The sequence below is a fragment of the Zavarzinella formosa DSM 19928 genome (assembly GCF_000255705.1).
GTDB classification, from domain to species: Bacteria; Planctomycetota; Planctomycetia; order Gemmatales; family Gemmataceae; genus Zavarzinella; species Zavarzinella formosa.
Genome location: NZ_JH636439.1, coordinates 865,280 through 883,267 on the forward strand (window position 1 = coordinate 865,280; position 17,988 = coordinate 883,267).

At 58.3% G+C, this 17,988-nt stretch carries 10 protein-coding genes; 6 read left to right on the forward strand and 4 right to left on the reverse strand.

Going from position 1 to position 17,988, the window contains the following annotated elements; all coding sequences use genetic code 11:
* The first annotated feature begins 31 nt into the window (after nucleotides 1-31).
* Entirely contained in the window at nucleotides 32-1,027 is a 996-nt protein-coding gene (locus BGIM_RS0104555; protein WP_020468617.1) for a GTPase, read from the forward strand.
* A 61-nt stretch (nucleotides 1,028-1,088) separates the two neighbouring features.
* On the opposite strand, the gene BGIM_RS0104560 is transcribed toward BGIM_RS0104555, so the two are convergent.
* Both BGIM_RS0104560 and BGIM_RS0104565 read right to left on the reverse strand, forming a co-directional pair.
* Nucleotides 1,089-2,891 carry a hypothetical protein gene (locus BGIM_RS0104560; RefSeq protein WP_029629738.1) on the reverse strand — a complete coding sequence of 601 codons (1,803 nt, stop codon included), beginning with the start codon at nucleotides 2,889-2,891 and terminating at the stop codon, nucleotides 1,089-1,091.
* A gap of 48 nt (nucleotides 2,892-2,939) precedes the next feature.
* Complete coding sequence (locus tag BGIM_RS0104565) at nucleotides 2,940-4,454, reverse strand: hypothetical protein (protein ID WP_029629739.1); 1,515 nt, start codon at nucleotides 4,452-4,454, stop codon at nucleotides 2,940-2,942.
* A gap of 299 nt (nucleotides 4,455-4,753) precedes the next feature.
* Between BGIM_RS0104565 and BGIM_RS48660 the strand changes: the two genes are divergently transcribed.
* Together BGIM_RS48660 and ftsH are read left to right on the forward strand one after the other, a co-directional pair.
* Entirely contained in the window at nucleotides 4,754-7,690 is a 2,937-nt protein-coding gene (locus BGIM_RS48660; protein ID WP_020468619.1) for a Tex-like N-terminal domain-containing protein, read from the forward strand.
* A gap of 44 nt (nucleotides 7,691-7,734) precedes the next feature.
* Complete coding sequence (ftsH, locus tag BGIM_RS0104580; protein WP_020468620.1) at nucleotides 7,735-9,699, forward strand: ATP-dependent zinc metalloprotease FtsH; 1,965 nt, start codon at nucleotides 7,735-7,737, stop codon at nucleotides 9,697-9,699.
* Here the strand turns inward: ftsH and BGIM_RS0104585 are convergent.
* Entirely contained in the window at nucleotides 9,665-10,819 is a 1,155-nt protein-coding gene (locus BGIM_RS0104585; protein ID WP_029629740.1) for a glycosyltransferase family 4 protein, read from the reverse strand. The genes ftsH and BGIM_RS0104585 overlap by 35 nt on opposite strands.
* A 348-nt stretch (nucleotides 10,820-11,167) precedes the next feature.
* Here BGIM_RS0104585 and BGIM_RS0104590 point away from each other — a divergent pair, with 348 nt between their 5' ends.
* From BGIM_RS0104590 to BGIM_RS0104600, 3 genes are all read left to right on the forward strand, one after another.
* A complete protein-coding gene (locus BGIM_RS0104590) occupies nucleotides 11,168-14,608 on the forward strand; it encodes an outer membrane protein assembly factor BamB family protein (protein WP_162136215.1) in 3,441 nt (1,146 codons plus the stop codon).
* A 296-nt stretch (nucleotides 14,609-14,904) separates the two neighbouring features.
* Nucleotides 14,905-15,453, forward strand: a complete 549-nt coding sequence (locus BGIM_RS0104595) for a hypothetical protein (protein WP_020468623.1) — start codon at nucleotides 14,905-14,907, stop codon at nucleotides 15,451-15,453.
* Nucleotides 15,443-17,329: a DEAD/DEAH box helicase gene (locus BGIM_RS0104600; protein WP_020468624.1), complete on the forward strand. Its 1,887-nt coding sequence runs from the start codon at nucleotides 15,443-15,445 to the stop codon at nucleotides 17,327-17,329. Before BGIM_RS0104595 ends, BGIM_RS0104600 begins: the two co-directional genes overlap by 11 nt.
* A gap of 39 nt (nucleotides 17,330-17,368) precedes the next feature.
* Here BGIM_RS0104600 and BGIM_RS56915 read toward each other — a convergent pair whose 3' ends face one another.
* The gene (locus BGIM_RS56915) at nucleotides 17,369-17,872 is read right to left on the reverse strand and encodes an NYN domain-containing protein (RefSeq protein WP_020468625.1); all 504 of its coding nucleotides are present in this window, start codon (nucleotides 17,870-17,872) and stop codon (nucleotides 17,369-17,371) included.
* Between the last annotated feature and the right edge of the window lie 116 nt (nucleotides 17,873-17,988).

The window sequence follows — 17,988 nt, forward strand, 5'->3', positions numbered from 1 at the left end:
TGCCCGGACTTCTTCCAAGAGACATGCGACGATGGCCGTCAATCTTCCCCCGCAATACCACGAAGCCGAGGCCGAATACAAAAAAGGCCGCACCCCGGAGGAGAAACTTGTCGGGCTCCGGAAAATGTGGGTGATCCTGCCCAAGCACAAGGCCAGCGAAAAAGTTCAGGTGATTCTCAAGACGAAAATCAGCGAACTTTCGGACGAGATCGAAGCCGCCAAATCCGGCCCCAAAAAGGTTGCGCCCGGCACATTCAAGATTCCCAAACAAGGCGCCGGACAGATCATCTTTTTGGGCGGCCCCAACGGCGGCAAAAGCAGTCTGTTGCGGAAACTCACGCGGGCCACGCCGGAAGTCGCCCCCTATCCGTTCACGACGCGCGAACCGGTCCCCGGCATGATGGATTGGGAGGATGTTCGTCTGCAATTGATCGACCTTCCTCCGATCACGGCCGACTTTTACGAAACCTATGTGACGGACTTCACCCGCACGGCTGATGCCGCCGCGTTAATCGTTGATTTGGGCGATGACGATGGTCCGTTCGCCGTGGAAACCGTGCTGGAACAACTCAAGGGCCGCAAGAGAATCTTGGTGGACAAACCGCCTGAATCGGACGACGATCCGACGGTGTTCCATGTCAAAACGGTGGTGATCGCCAACAAGATCGATGCCGAGGGGGCGACCGATCGATTGGACATCCTCAAGGAAATGCTCGGCGACCGTTTCCCGATTCACACGGTCTCGACGGAGAAAGGGGATGGCGTCGAGGGCTTGCGGAAATTGTTCTTCGACCGTCTCGGCCTCATCCGCGTGTACGGCAAATTACCCGGCAAACAAGCCGACATGACTTCGCCGTTCACCATCCCGGTCGGCGGGACGGTGATGGATTTTGCGGAGAAAGTTCACAGCGAATTAGCCGAAGGATTGAAGGCCGCGAAGGTGTGGGGCAGCGCCCAGTTCGACGGACAAACCGTGAAACGGGACCATGTTCTTCAAGAACGGGATGTGGTTGAACTGAGTATGTGAAAAAATAGGTCCGGCTTTTCGGCCGGACCTGTTTTGGTCGAAAGTTTTCAGCATTCAACAATTATCGAGACGCGCCCACGCCCAACACTTTCACCCGTGGCTTGAGCGTTTCCAAGGCCACCGGGGACTTCAAATCGTGCTGGCCGATGTTCCCGGCCCGGTCGCTGACTTCCAATCGCACGTAGACGTTGCCGGACAAATGCGAAGGCATGGTCCAACGGTAAAGCCCGGCGTTTTTGTATCCGCTGACAATCACTTCCCACGGGCCATCGGGCTTGGTGGCGTAGGACAGGTTCACCGAGTTGCTGAGAAGGTTTTTATCGCTGGCCGTCCAGGTGATGAGCATGGTTCCCTCGTCGGAACCAGTGCCAAGTGAGGGTTGCATCAGGTTGACGGTTGGCTTGGTGGAATCAATCTCCACCACGCAATCGGGATCTTCACCCGCTTCCGGCGGTTTGCTTCCCGCGCCCGGTCGAATGCGAATGCCATAGTAACCGTCGGCGGGCAGCGTCAATTTGGCCGGAGGCAGGCCCCCCGCGTCGTCCCGCAGGGCGATCCATGTTTTGCCACCATCGCCGGTGGCCCAGAAGTCGATGCGGTTGTTGCCTCTCGCCCCTTCCACTTGATAGTTGATGGTGCAGGTTCGACTATTCAAGATCGTATGCGTCGGCGGTCCCTTGGCCTCGAACACGGGTTCGGGGATCGGCGGGGGCGTCGGTACGACGATATCACGCGGCATTTCGGTCTTCGGAATGTTGGCCGGTTGCGGCACATCGATTGGCTTCATCGCCGAGGTGGTTTGCATTACGGAAGGCGGCGGGGTAACTGATGGCAGATCGATCCGCAAATCTTCCTTGGCCGAAACGCTTGGCGGCAAGACCGCCGGCACGTCGGGAATTTTGATGTCCGTGTTCTGATTGCCGTTGCGGATCACCGGCAAGTCGTTGCTTCGCAGCGGTGGAACTTCAGGAATCGGCGGGAGTTCCCGAGGCCCGTTGTAAATCACAGGCGACTTGACCGATTCGGGAGCCTTCAACGGCGTTGGCGGCTTGATCGGTTCCTGATAGTCAACCGCCCGGATGGGCGGCAGCGAGTCAATCATCGGCGGTCTGATGTCCATCGCCGGTGATTTGATGTCCGGGGTCGGATCGGTGTTGGGGATCAACGCCGGGTCCGGTTTTCCTTGGGAGACAGTGGATTTGGCGCCAAATCCGAAGTTCGCGGTCGGGTCGCCCAAATCAAGGTCGCGGTTGGTGCTGTTCCCGGCGCGGTCGGCCGCGAAGACACGAATCTTGCTCTCAAAAACACCGGCGTTTGGCACGCGGAAAACCGTTGGCGTGTCGGCGGCGGCCACCGTCAACGGTTGCCAAGACTGGTCCGGTGCGAGATACATCACGCGAAGCGACGCCCAGTCCGGATTTTGATCGCGGACGTGAACTTGGAGAAATTTCTCGCCTTTCAGCGGGATCGGTTGCGCCGACACTTCCGGCGGAGTCGTGTCTACGACGACAATGCGATGCGGCGGAACGGCATCCAGGTTGGCCGGCTCGGATTTCCCTCGGCGGTCCACCGTCACGAAGGTGAAGGCATATGTCCCGTCGGCCGTGGCTTTGAAGTCGAAGGCCCCGGCCGTCGGCGGCAGGGTTTGCACGCATTGCCAGTTGCCGTTGAGGGGCCGGACGTACAGTTTCACCTCGGCCACCTGCGGCCGGGTTCGTTCATCGATCTGCACCGGCAGTCGCAGGGTCGCATTCTTGGTGTGGATCGGCGGCGGGCTTTGAGCCGACAGCGGGCCGGTCAGGGCCAAACCGACAACGACGGCGACAGCCCAGCGGTTCCAACGACGTTTGATGATCGCAATCACGTTCCAATCCCCCGATGATCGCCGGCGGTAGCCGGAGCGTGGTTTCCGTTATTTCGCCCCGACGCGGAATTCAATGGTCTTCGCGCTTTCCCGACCCGTTGGCTTGTCCATGATGCGAATCGAGAGGGCATATTTGCCGGGGGCGAGACTGGACGGCACGCAGAAGCGGTAAGCCCGGTAATAATCCTGGGGCGGCGTGGAGACGTTTTCAGGTTCTTCGCGGGGATCGGCTTTCCACACGGCCGTTTCCGAGGCGTCGAGAAGTTCCAAATGGCTGCCCAACGCCACCGAACATCCTCCGCGAGGGTCGGCGACGCATGAGAAGTTGGAAAGTTCCGCGTACAGATAAACCATGTCCCCCGGCCGAAATTCGTGAGCGGCGGCGAAAGGGTCCACGGAGCCGAATTTGTAAACCTCGCGGCAAAGCAACAACTTGTTGACCTGAAGCGACGCGCGGGCCCGAAGCATCGGCGGCACTCGCGTGATTTGCTCAAGCAGGACATCCATTTCTTCCCGCTTCATTTGCTGCAACTTTCCCTCGGAAATTTGCACCAGCGCGGGCATCATGGAAATCAACACCTGTTGGGTGGCTTGGTCATAAGTCTTCAGAAACTCCAGCGCTTCTTGCGGTTTGTTTTGCTGGAATGCCCGCACGGCTTGGATCAGCGGCGTATCCGAAGGGGCCGGCAGCACCACAGGCGTCGCCGGCGGCGCGATCACCGGCGGCAGCGCCAGCGGGGCGGCCGCCGGCGGAAAGATCACCGGCGTGGCGGCGGGAATCTCGTCTTTAATCAGCGAAGGAGCAATGAACGGAGCCGGTCCGCGAACAAAATTCGGAGCGGGAATCACCGGGCCGGGAGTTTCGTTGTTGGCGGTCGGCAGAATTGTTTCCACCGGGGGCGGCGTGTCGATGACCGGCGAAGACTGAGTCTGATGAATCGACGAACCGATGATACTATTGTTCAACGGAGCCGGTGGCAGGATGACAGCCGAGGGTTCCCGGCGTGATTGCGTCGGGGCGGCAGGCGGTGTTTCGGGCTGGATGATTCGACGCGGCAATTCCATTGGAATCACCGGCGGGGAATCAATGATCGGCAGCGGCCCGCGGGTTACCGGCCGGGGCCCGCGAATCACTCCGTCAGGATCGGCAATTGGTTCCGGTGTCGGCGAACTGATCTCGGCCTTCGGACGAAGACGAGGCGCGGCAATGAGCGGCGGCGCGGCGACTGACGGTTCCTCGACATTGGCGCGATGCTCGACGGTTTTTAAATTTTCATTTGCTTTCGGCGCGTCCTCTGCCGGAGCGGGGACCATTTCCCCTGGCAAAGGCTTGGCCAGTTGACGCGGAACACCCATCGGCGTGGGTTCCGGCCTGGCGGCCGCGAATTGTTCTTCCGGGGGAGCCGGTGGCCCGAAGGGAACAAACCCGCTTTGTCGGGGGGGAATCCACCCTGGCGGTGTGAGGGGGGCCATCGCCGTCTGCTGTTGCGGCGACAGCGCGGAGCAGGCCGGCAGGAACAGCGTTCCGATGGCAAAGCCGGAGTAGAGTCGTCGTCCGGTCATCCATGACCTCGTTCGGGCGGTCCATCGCATGGCAGGTTTCCCCAAGTGCCACTCGCAATACCCGAGCGAAAAATGCCGTCAAGGCGGACTTGAGTCAATCTGGCATGACCGGAAAAAAAATCCAACAAGATCGAACCCGCGATTTGACAAACTTGTCCGGCTGTTGGCCGATTGAGAAACCGATCTGTCTTCCCTTGGCCCCCTCTCATTGCGGCCGTATCATACTCAACTCTGTTGGAACCCTGATTTGATGACCTGCCCCGCTACAGAATTGCCGGGGGCCCCGAAGTGACCGAACCATGCCGAACGCGACGGACTCCCACATGCTCGACCTTTCCCGCATCGCCCAGGATTTGCAACTCCGCAAGACACAGGTCGAAACCGCCGTTCAATTGCTTGACGAGGGGAACAGCCCTTCGTTCATTGCACGGTATCGGAAGGAGAAGTCCGGCGGGCTGGATGAGGACCGTCTGCGAATGATCAAAGAGCGGGTTGCCGAAATTCGGCAACTGGCCGACCGCAAGAACACCATCCTCAAAACGATCGATTCGCAGGGGAAACTGACCGACGACCTGCGGGCCGGGATTCAAGCGGCCGAGACCAACAAACGGTTGGATGATCTCTTCCTCCCTTTCAAGCCCAAGAAGCGTTCGGCGGCCAGTGACGCCCGCGAGAAGGGTCTTGAGGAACTGGCCAAGGCCATCTGGAATCGCGATCCGGCCGTCGCCAATCTGAACGAAATCCTCGTCGGGATGGTGAATCCCGAAAAGAATCTGAATACCCCCGATGAGATTCTGGGTGGTGCGAAACTCATACTCACGGAAATGATCGCTGAGAATGCGGACGTCCGCGCTCCGGTCCGGTTCGCCTTGTGGGAAACGGGCCGCGTTGTTTCCAAAAAGGCCGAGCCAAAACCGGAAAAACACGAGCCGAAACCGGAAGCCGCTCCAACGCCCGCTCCCGCCGCGGAAACACCTCCTGTCGCTCCGGCGACGGAAGACGTTCCGGCGGTTACGCCGCCGACTTCTGAAACTCCGGTGACGCCCGCCCCCGAATCAACCCCGGCGGCCAAATCTCCGAAGCCGAAAAAGGAAGATCGCAAAGATGACAAAAAGGGCGAGGAATACAAGGACTACTACGAATTCACCGAAGGTTTGAAGGCCATCCCGCCACACCGGATTTTGGCCGTCAACCGGGGCGAGCGCGAACATGCCCTCTCTGTGAAGCTTGATTGGGATGTCAACCGGGTCAATCAAGCCGCCCGCTCGAATCTGAAGTTTGACGGCCACCCGCACAAAGAATTGCTTGAGTCTCTCATTGACGGCGCCGTGACGGGTTATGTGCTTCCGTCGTTGGAAAAAGAAATTCGCAAGGAATTGACCGAAGAATCGCTCAGCCATGCCGTCGAAATCTTCGCGCGAAATTTCAAGAGTCTGCTGCTGACGCCGCCGCTGCGGAACCGTCGTGTGCTCGCCATTGATCCAGGCACGAAGTCCGGCACAAAAGCGGTGGCCCTTGATGAAAAGGGCGTCTTGTTGGAAGAGACGACTCTGCATCCGCTTCCTCCGCAGAACAAAGTCGGCGAAGCCAAGGTGGCTCTTGCCGGATTGATCCGCAAGCACAATCTTTCATTGGTCGCCATTGGCAATGGCTCTTCCTGCCGGGAGATCGAGGAGTTGGTTTCCGAACTGCTCACGGAACTGGAGCAACCCACGGAAGGCCAGCCTGCCATTACCGATCTGTCATATGTGATCGCCAACGAAGCCGGGGCCGCCGATTATTCGGATAGCCCCTCGGCCCGCGAGGAGTTTCCGAATCTCGACCGCATGACTCGGGGGACGATTTCCATCGGTCGTCGGTTGCAGGATCCGCTCGCGGAGTTGGTGAAAATTGACCCGCAGCATGTCGGCGTCGGGCTTTACCAGCACGACATCAAGCCGAAACATTTGAAAGAATCGATTGACGAAGTCATCGAATCATGCGTCAACGAAGTGGGTGTTGATCTGAACGCCGCGAGCGCGGCCTTGCTCCGGTATGTCTCCGGGTTGAATCCGGCCGTGGCACAAGAAATCGTGCAATACCGCACCGCTAACGGAGCGTTCCGCAATCGCGCCCAACTTTCACAAGTTCCCAATTTCAGCGAAATCCGCCACACGCAATCGAGCGGATTTCTGAAGATCATGGACGGGGATGAACCCCTCGATTCCACATGGTTGCATCCGGAACAGTTCACTCTTGCCCGCCAATTGTTGGCTGAGGCGGGGTTCATCCCGGCCGATTTGCGGGAAGCTGAAAAACTTCCGAAGATCAAGGCAAAACTCGGTGAGACGAATGCCGCCGACGCGGCCACTCGCTTCGGGACGACGGAACCCGCCATCAAGGAGGTCATCGCCACGCTGTCGGAACCATTCGCCGACCCGCGAGATACCCGCACGCCGCCGGTGTTGAAGAAGCGAATGCTTCGGCTCGAAGATCTCAAGCAGGGGCAGGAACTTCGCGGCACCGTTGTCAACGTCGTTCCTTTCGGCGCGTTTGTGGACATCGGCCTGAAGGACACGGGGCTGGTTCACATTAGCCGCATGGCGAATAAATTCATCAAAAACCCTTACGAAGTCGTCGGGGTTGGCGATGTGGTGAGCGTTTGGGTTGTGGAAGTCGATCATGAACGCAAACGAGCCTCGTTGACGATGGTCTCGCCGGGTCAGGAACGCAAACCACAACCCCGGCCTGCTTTTACGGCTCCGACACCGAGGCCGCCTCGTCCCGCTCAAGACCGGCCGACCGGTGATCGTCCGCCGCCTCGCCAGGATCGAAACGACCGCAATGATCGTCCCGCCCCGAACCGATCCGGTCCTCCGGGCGGTCATGACGGTCAACGGCCCAGCCGCGATCAGGGACAAGGCGGCCATCCGAACCAAGGTCGCCCGCCGTTCCGTGGCGGACCGCGTCCGCAAGGGCAGGGGCCTCGTCCCCAGGGTCAGGGCCGACCGCCCTTCCGCGATCAGCGTCCCTCGTCTTCTCCGGCCGGGGAGACTCCCGAAACCACGCCAGTTCCACCGCCTCCGAAGAAGCCACCGGCCAAGCCCAAGTCGCTGCCGAAACTTTCGACGGACGCCCTGACCGGGAAGGCTCCGCTGTTCTCTTTTGGTGAGTTGGAGGCATTCTTCAAACAAAAGGATGCCCCGGCCGAAATACCCCCAAGCGAGAAGCCACCGACCGAACCGCCGGCTTCCTGAGTGCGCGCCGAGACGTTCCATCATCGCCCAGCGAGACTTTTCTGATGCCGCCGACCGGGACACCTCCCCGACCGCCCGAACAACCGAATGGCAATCCCCGACGAGCCGGGAATATGCTCGCGGCGGTTTTCATCCTTTCGGCCGTGCTGTTCGTTTCGTTCTTCGTGTTTGTTCTGTTCACCTCCGGGCCCCGGACCATCGCCTATAACCAATTCCTTGATCTGGCCGAACAGGGCAAGATCGCCAAACTCACGCTGACCGGCGGAAACAAAGTCACCGGGGAAGTCCGCGTTCCGACGGATCCTGCCCTCCAAGATCTCAATCTGACGGCCGGCCGGTTCACCACGATCCTGCCGCACATCGACAATCAGGACGCTTTTGTCCGCAAGATCATCGAACGAGATCTTGCGGAGCATCGGGAGGCCATCCAAAAGAAAGAGGCCAAGCCCGTCGAGGTCGTCACCGAGGAAGATCAGAGTCAATGGGTCGGGCCGTTGGTGTATGGCGTGCTGCCCATCGTGGTGCTGGTGATCTTTTTTGTGTTTTTGTTTCCCAAAATGCGAGACCCGATGGGGGGCGGTTTTGCCTCCAGTTTCGTGAAAAGCACCGCCCGTCGGGTGGACAAGGGCATGTCCCGCACGACCTTCAATGAGGTCGCCGGGATGGACAATGCCAAGCGAGAATTGGTGGAAGTGGTCGAGTTTCTCAAAAACCCGGATAAGTTCATGCGTCTTGGGGCGCAGGTTCCCAAGGGAGTTTTGTTGGTCGGTCCCCCCGGCACAGGCAAAACGCTTCTTGCCCGTGCCGTGGCGGGCGAGGCGGGGGTTCCCTTCTACAGCATCAATGGATCTGAATTTATCCAGATGTTTGTCGGTGTCGGAGCGAGCCGGGTGCGGGACTTGTTTCGCACCGCCAAGGAAACGGCCCCCTGTGTGATCTTTATCGATGAAATCGATGCCGTGGGACGGATGCGCGGCGCGGGGGTGGGCGGCGGTTCGGACGAACGCGAACAGACGCTTAATCAAATCCTCAGCGAAATGGATGGATTCCTTCCCAGCGAGTCCGTGATTGTCGTGGCGGCGACCAACCGGCCGGATGTGCTTGATGCCGCCTTGCTGCGTCCCGGTCGGTTCGACCGGCATATCACGGTTGACCGGCCCACCTGGCAGGGACGGTTTGACATCCTCAAGGTTCATGTGAGGAACAAACCGCTGGCGGATGATGTGGATTTGCAGAAGATCGCCAAGAAGGCGATGGGAATGTCGGGGGCCGAATTGCGAAACCTCGCCAACGAAGCGGCTATCTCGGCCGCCCGCGAAGGCAAGGAACGCATCGACAATCGGGACTTTGACCAAGCGGCCGAGCGTATTCTGCTCGGGGCGAAACGCGAGGGAACCCATACCCCCGAGGAGCGTCGCCGGACGGCCTACCATGAGGCCGGGCATGCTCTTACCGCGTGGCTGGAGCCAAAGGCCGATCCGTTGTGGAAAATCTCCATCCTTGCCCGCGGCCAGGCCGCCGGGGTGACGATGTACGAGCCGAATGAAGACCGGATCGACATGTCGAAAAGTGAATTGTTCGCCCGGCTGGTGACAGCGATGGGAGGACGGGCCGCTGATCGTCTGGTCTTCGGTGAGATGATGGCCGGGGCGGTGGGGGACATCAAGCAGGCCACGCGGATCGCCCGCATGATGGTCACGCAATATGGCATGAGCGACCGGCTCGGCCCCGTGGCTTATCGGGCGGGGGAGGAGCACGTGTTTCTCGGCAAGGAACTGCACGAAACTCGCGATTTCAGCGACGGAACCGCCAAATTAATCGATGAAGAGGTTCATCGGCTGGTGCGCGAAGCCGAGGTCCGGGCGCATGAATTGATCGCTGCCAACCGAGACAAACTGGAACTGCTGACCGCCACATTGCTTGAGCGGGAAGAGATGGATCGGGACGAGGTGGAGAAACTACTCGGGTCGCGGCCTACCGTTTCCCCGTCGGCAGCCAGTCCTCAATAATTTCGTGGAACCGGGTCGGGCATTGCAGTCGCTCAAAAGCCGTCTGCGTCTTTTCGGACAATTCCCGATAGACATCGGGTTCTCGAACCAGAGACGTGACCAATTCCGCAAGACATTGGGCATTTCCCGCCTTGAAAAACCGGACTCCCTCGCCGTCTGACAACGCGCTGGTAAACACCGGGTGCGTGCTGGCAATCACCGGCGTGCGGACGGTCAGGCTTTCCGTGAATGTCATCGGAAACCCCTCCGGAAACTCAGGCCGGGTGGGGACGACAACAAACGTCGCGCGAATCATTTCTTCCATCACACGATCATTCGAGACCAACCCGAGAAATTCGGCCGCCTCCCCAAGAGGAGCGGCTCGTTGCTTTAATTCTTCGATAATTTCCGAGGTTCCGCCAATCACCAGACGGGCGTTGATGCCTTGCTGTCGCAGAAGGATCGCCGCATCGATCAGTTCTGGTACGCCTTTTCTGGCGATCAGATTTCCCGCCATGAACAGACGAACCGGCCCCTTGGGCAACGCTCGCACGGGATATTGGGCGGGGGTTCGGGTGACCACATAATCCCAGGCAACAGCTTTCCGAGGATTCAATCCGGCGTCGATCATCGACTTGGTCGCCGGTTCCCGATGATTGCCAACCCGGACCACATGCGGACGATTCAGCATGCGAACCAGTTCCCGGGTGACTAAGCGGTCATACCGCTTCTCCCGGCGAAAGAAGCCGGCAAACATCACCAAAGTGGACCAGTTCTTGCGGGCCGCCAGTCGCAGGATGCCGACGGCCGGAAGATCATTTGCCCGAAGGAGCAAATGAGTTGGGTTGAATCTGAGAATTTCCTGGCAAATCTGGCTCATCCAGAAAAGCGTTTGCGTCGTATGCGGGACAGGTAGTTTCCTGATTGGCTCGGGGATGGTGACAATCCGGCCAAGCCCATGCTGAGAGCATTGCCTTTCGCCATTTAGAGAGATCACCAGATGCGGATGCGGGGCCATCCAATTATCAAGGTATCCTTGGCTGTAATACATCCCGTAATAGGATTCCGGCTCCCCGGACTCTCTTGATCGTCGCGCCGACGGCAGGTTACCATGCTGGACGACGGCGATCCGCTTCTGCATCCCTAAGAACTCCGCTGGACCGCACGGGCATCGAAGAACATCTTATGAATCAGGATGAAAAATCCCGATACGTCTTGTTGGCAGACTGTTCAGCATATTACATAACTATATCCGTCCTCCCAAACACACCCGCCTTTCTCCCTTTTCATCATGATTCGTCTTTCCGCTTGGCTCCTTGCCATTGTGGTTCTCGCGGGACATACGACGTCATTTGCCGCTGACTGGCCGATGTGGCGGGCCGACTCGCAACGTTCCGCCGCCTCAGCCGCAACTCTGCCGCGAGGTCTTCATCAACAGTGGGTCATTTCGTTGCCCGTGTTGAAACCAGCCTGGCCCGACCAACCCCTCATGCCATTTGACGCGGCCTATGAGCCGGTCATCGTGGGCAATACTTTGTTGCTGGCCTCATCACGCACCGATTCGGTGGCGGCTTACGACACCCGTTCGGGAAAACAGCTTTGGCGATGGCTCTCCGATGGCCCGGTGCGGTTTGCGCCGACCTGTGTCGGGGACAAGGCTTATGTGGTTTCAGACGACGGATATCTTTACTGTCTCTCCATCGCCACCGGGGAAGTGCGGTGGAAGTTCCAGGGAGGTCCGTCTGACCGCAAGATTCTCGGCAATGGCCGGCTGATTTCCATGTGGCCGGCCCGCGGCGCGCCCGTGGTTGCGGATGGCACGGTTTACTTTGCCGCGAGCATCTGGCCCTTTATGGGGGTATTTATTCATGCCGTGAATGCCGAGACCGGCAGACAAGTGTGGACCAACGACGGCGATGGTTCCTTGTATATCAAACAACCGCACTCGGCCGACTCCTTTGCCGGGGTGGCCCCGCAGGGGCCGATGGGGATTCGCGGCGACTATTTGCTCGTGCCGGGAGGTCGTTCGGTGCCTGCGGTGTATGACCGCAAGACAGGCAAGCTTGTTCACTTCATGCTCAATGAGAACTCCAAAAAAGGCGGGGGGCACTCCGTCACCATCGCCGGGGATTATTTCTTTAACGGCCAGGGCATTTTTCATACGGCAACCGGCAAATCCCTTGGTGAAATTTCGCCGCAGGTGGCGGTCGCCGGGTCGGTGGTTTACGCGATGCAGAACGGGGAAATGCGAAGTTATGACCTGGCCAAGTCGGAATTGAAATCTGGCAAGTTAAAACTTTCCCAAACCGGCGCGGTGAAACTACCGGGTGTGACCAACTTTATCATCGCGGGAAATCAATTGGTGGCGGGGTTCAAAGACCGGGTGGTCGGCCTGAACTTGCCATTGCCGACGGATTTGGTGGCCGTGAGTCCGACATTTGAGTGGGAACAGAAAGCGGACGGGACAGTGACTTCGCTGGCGGTGGCCGACGACCGGTTGTTTGTCTCCGTCAAAGAAGGCCGGGTCATTTGCTTCGGCGCCGGTGGCGCCCAAGTGGTTGAATCCGCGCCAACTCCGGAAGACTCACAGAAGATTCAATCGAACGATTTGATATCCGCCATCGTGAACAAGGCCGCCGACACGCAAGGATACGCGGTCGTCTGGCAGGCTGATGCGGCCACTTTGCGGATGTTGATGGACAAAACCACATTGGAAGTGGTTGCATTTCATTCCGATCCGTCGGAGGTTCGGCGTCTGCGACTGAAATTTATCGAATCGAACCACTATGGGGAACGAATCAGTGTGCTGCCCGGCGAACCGGGAACCGCCTTGCTGCCGTCATACTTCTCCAACTGGATCCTTGCGGAAAAAGAACTCTCGGATGAATCACTCATCCGTCTTTATCAATCGGTTCGTCCTTTCGGCGGCCGGCTTGTTTTTGCCACGCCACCGATGAGCGAAAGCCGTCTCAAGAAACTGCAAACCGTTCTCCCCGGTTCCAAGTTCGAGACGGTCGCCAAAGATTTTGTGGAGATCACCCGGGAAGGACCGCTGCCCGGTTCGGCCAACTGGACACACGAACACGCGGACGCCGGGAATACCCGTGTCTCCAAGGATTCGCTGGTGAAAGCTCCGTTGGGGCTGCTTTGGTTCGGCGGCACTTCAAATGAGGGTATTTTGCCGCGGCACGGGCACGGACCACAACCGCAGGTGGTGGACGGCCGCATTATCATCGAGGGGATGGACAAACTCCGGGCCACGGATCTTTACACCGGCCGGTTGCTTTGGGAATCACCGTTGCCGGGTCTCGGCGATTTTTATGATAACCTCTCGCACCAACCGGGGGCGAATTCGAGCGGGACGAATTATATCTCCACATCAGACGGCATCTATGTGAACTACAAGACCAGTTGCTGGAAACTCGATCCGGTGACCGGCAAAAAGCTGATGGAATTTACCCTGCCGAAATTCATCGAAGCCCCGTCTGTTCCGCGTTGGGGGTACATCAATGTCATCGGCGATTACTTGATTGGAGGGGCGGACCCGTTGCTCGAAGCCCAGTTGCTCAAGCAGGAACGCTCGGCTTCCAAATTGCTGAAACTGACAGAGAACGATGATTTCTCCGCAAGTCGTTATCTCGCGGTTCTGGATCGGCATACCGGCAAACTTCTGTGGACGGCGTCGGCCCGCTTTGGCTTCCGGCACAACGCCATCTGCGCGGGCAATGGCAAACTTTTCGTCATCGACCGCCTCTCCGGGGCGCAAGTCTCACGCCGGAAACAGAACGGCGAATCGCCGGTCGCCAATCCCCGAGCCGTGGCTTTTGATTTGAAGACCGGCAAGGAACTATGGGGGGATGAATCGGAAACCTTTGGAACCTGGCTGAGCTACTCCGAAAAATACGACATCCTCGTTGAGGCTGGCCGGGTGGCGAGGGATACCCTCTCGGACGAACCGAAGGGGATGCGGGCTTATCGCGGCACGGATGGCAAAGAACTCTGGTACGAAAAGAACTACGTCGGCCCGGCGATGCTGCACGGTGACACCATTCTTCGGGGACAGGGGGCTTGCGATTTGCTGACAGGCAAGCCGAAGATGCGACGCGACCCGATCACGGATGAATTGGAAGAGTGGGTCTGGAGCCGTAATTACGGGTGCAACACGCCGATGGCTTCCGAACACCTGATGACTTTCCGTTCCGGAGCCGCCGGCTTTTACGATCTTTGTCACGATGGGGGAACCGGGAATTTCGGAGGTTTCCGTAGCAGTTGCACAAACAATCTGGTTGTGGCCGGGGGTGTGCTTTGCGCTCCTGATTATACGCGAACATGCACTTGCAGCTATCAGAACCAGACCTCCATTTGCATGGTTCCGATGCATGATGCCGAGGAATGGACGTTTTACGGCAAAAGCGGCCTCAGAAAGACCGTCAAACGGGTGGGCATCAACTTCGGCGCCCCCGGCGACCGCAAGGCGAACGATGGCACGTTGTGGTTGGAATATCCGTCCGTGGGCGGTGCGTCCCCGGCGGTGCCGGTCCATATCTCCGGACGCAAAATGGAGTATTTCCGCAAGCATCAGACTTCAGTGACGGGTGAGATGCCTTGGGTCGGCTGTTCGGGGGTGCGGAACATCGAATCGTTGGCGGTGAAACTTCTTCCGGACAGCGCCGAGGCCCGTCATTACACAGTGCGGTTGATTTTCGCCGAAGTGGATGACATCAAGTCGGGTGATCGGGTCTTTGACGTGACCGTCCAAGGTCGTCGCCTTTTGGATGACTTCGACATCTTCAAAGCGGCCGGGGGACGGAACAAGGTCATCTCCCGCGAATTCCGCAACATCCGCGTGGAGGATGAACTCCGTCTGTCTTTCCGCAGCGGCACAAAACTCGGGGCCGTTCTAGGCGGGATTGAGATTTTGGAAGATTGATAAAAAACGCAATCATCAAATCCGCTCTGATTCGTTGATTTTGCCGGGGAATCTCGTTCGTCGATCATTTCGGCTTAAGTTCTCCGAATCGCCTTCGCAAACCGTCTCCGGGAACTCCGCAAGTTGTGCCGGTTGTAGGAACCTCACCCGTCGGTTCGTCAAGCCCATGCCATAACCATCCCTCCCCGGTTGGTCAAGGTGGCGGGTATCATGCACACTTCCCGATGAGTAAGGGTCCGCTGACTGGTTTCCCAAAACCAAGAAGCGGAACCACAACCTTGACGAGGCCATTGCGGATGACCGAATTGAAACTGCCCTCATCGATTCATCTTGGCTTCCTGACCGTGTTCCCGGAGGGAGCCGGGTTCCTTGGCGGCTACTTGGTGACCAATTCTTGGGGGCGTCCGGTTGAATTTCGCCTCAGCACCGCCGTCCAGCCGAACAAAGTCCAGCAAATCCTTTATGGCCACACATTGACCGAATATCTTTGCGCCGAGTTGATCGGCAAAACACTCGTCGAAAAAACCGCCACCCCTGTTCAACTTCTCGTCACCGACAATCTCAGCGTGCTGCCTATCCGCACCCGGCTTGACATCCCGACCATCTTGGTCCGGTCCGAGGACGGTGTTTCAGAATCAGGGCTGGATGTGCCGATGATACGGCTGGATCATCAGAGAAGTTCCTTGCCGCTTTGGTGGCGGGAGGATCATCGTGCGGACGACGAACTGATCCGGGCTATTCTTGACCGGGTGGATCCCGCTTTGGAACTGACCGAACCATTCACGCGGATCCGCGAAGCCATGACCGAGGCCCGCAAGATGGGAGCGACCAGCCGTGCCGCGTGAGGATTCGCCGAGCACATTGCGACTTCTTGATGTCGACGATTCAACGGGGGACGACACCCCGACGACCGTCGTCGCCGGAGAGTCGTTTCCGTTTCTCATGAATCCCGAAGCCGTGGAGGTGTTGCCGCTTAATTTCGACGTCAGCCTCGCTGTTGGCGGGCTGCCCAAATTCGAGTGTTCGCTGTCTCCCAACACGCGGGAAGCCCGGTTGCTCAACGATTCGCCGTGGGTTCGCGGCCTTGGCTCGTTGGAAATGCGGGTGCAAACCGAGGGGTGGAAGTTTCCCACGCCGCCGATTGATTTGCCTCCCCGCCCGGTGCTTGACAAGAAACCAGCCGAGGAATTGATTCCAACGGACGAAGTGGTCCCCGATTTGCCGGACCCTGTGCCCGTGCCGCCGAAGAAGCCCCCGGTTCGCAGCAAGCCGGCCGGGGACACGGTCTTGTTCAAGGATCGACTGCTCTATCTGCTGCAACCTCCGATCGATCACTTGATCGGTTGCAAGTCTGTCGGCGTGCCGTTTGAACCGTTCCCGTATCAACTGGAGGGCATCGCCTTCCTGATGCCTCGGCATTCCGCTTTGCTGGCCGACGAAATGGGCTTGGGCAAGACGGCACAGGTGATCCTCGCCATCCGCCTGTTGATTCAAGCAGGCATGGTTCGGAAAGTGTTGATCGTTTGTCCAAAGCCTTTGGTTTACAACTGGGTTCGCGAATTGAAGTTATGGGCATCGGACCTGCCCAACGAAATTTTTGCCGGAGACACCGAACTTCGCCGGGCGACGTGGTTCGTGTCCAATTGCCCGGTGAAAATCACCAATTACGAACTTCTGACACGGGATGCTGAATTCCTGTCCGATGATCGGGCGAGTTTCGATTTGGTGGTGCTTGACGAGGCCCAGCGAATCAAAAACCACGATTCGCGAACGGCCCAAATCGTGCGATCCATCAAGCGGTCCCGAAGCTGGGCCATGAGTGGCACACCGATTGAGAACCGGCCGGAAGATCTCATCAACATCTTTGGATTTGTCGATCCGGGGCGGGTGCCACGAGACACGCCATCAAAGAGAATTCCACAATTGACGGCCGATTGCATTCTGCGACGGACCAAAGACGACGTGCAATCGGACATGCCGCCGAAGTTCCTCCGCGATCTGCCGTTGGAACTGACGCCGCCCCAACGGGAGGCTTACGACCTTGCCGAGAAGGAAGGCGTGATCCGGCTCAACGATCTCGGGGAGACAATTTCCGTCCAGCATGTGTTTCAACTGGTGATGCGGCTCAAGCAAATTTGCAACTTCGACCCTGTCACCGGTTCAAGCGTCAAAATGGAACAATTGCTCGCCGACATGGAGGAAGTGGCCGCGAATGGCCGGAAAGCCATCGTGTTTTCGCAATGGGTGGAACCGCTGGAAGTGCTGGCGAAGGCCCTCGCCCCTTACGGCCCGATGCAGTTCCACGGCAAGATTCCCTCGCCGCAACGACCGGCGATCATCGACCAGTTCAAGAGCGACCCGACCAAACATGTGATTCTGATGAGTTACGGCACCGGCAGCGTGGGCCTGAACCTGCAATTTACCAATTATGTGTTCTTGTTCGACCGCTGGTGGAATCCCGCCATTGAGGATCAGGCGATTAACCGCGCCCATCGGGTGGGGCAGAAGCACCCCGTCACTGTCACACGGTTCTTGGCCGAGAACACAATCGAGGGCCGAATTGCCGATGTGTTGAACGCCAAGCGCAAAATCTTCAACGACCTGCTCGAACAAAACGGGCCTCCACCTTCTCTTGGCCTCTCCGAGGATGAAATCTTCGGGCTGTTCGACATCAAAGCCCGGCCGAAAAAGAACGGCGACTCCGAGGCGAAAGCAGCGTAAGACCGTCTGGCCAAATTGGTTGGGACGCCCGCTTCAAGATCAATTTGAACGGGGTTTTGGTTGGGAGAAGATCTTGAGCAACTCGGCATCTTCAGCCGGATCGATGATGTCTGGCTTGGTGTCTGTGGTGGAAATTGGTTTCAATACCGGAGAGACGGTCAGAACCGTTTCCGTGAAATTTCCGCAGGTGGTCCATCCGCAGTCATTTCGCCAGGCGGAATCTCGAAGCCGATGATCGTTGGAAACCACCGTGAGTTGCTTGGGATTGATTTCCTCGGCCAGCAATTCTTCGATCACGTCATCGGCCGTTTGCCCTCGAGCAATCAACACCTTCACGCCATTGTGCAGGTTGCTCTCCAATGTGCCGACGCTACGCTGGGCGTCAAAGACCACCAAGAAAGAATCAGAAGGGCGATGAGCGAGTTGATCAGCCAGCCAGTCCAGCAATTTGCGACGGGAAGTCAGCCAGCCGGTTTCACCCCCGTTCTTCCGAACCAGCCCGATGGCGTGCATCAGATTGTAACCGTCGATGAGGTACCGCATGGCCTAATCCGAGATGATGTCGTCAAGGTGTGTCGATGGACCCACATTTCATCTTAGCATCAGACAAAGGATCGGATCACCAAAAGAGCATCACTCTTCTTTGTCTCGGAAATGTT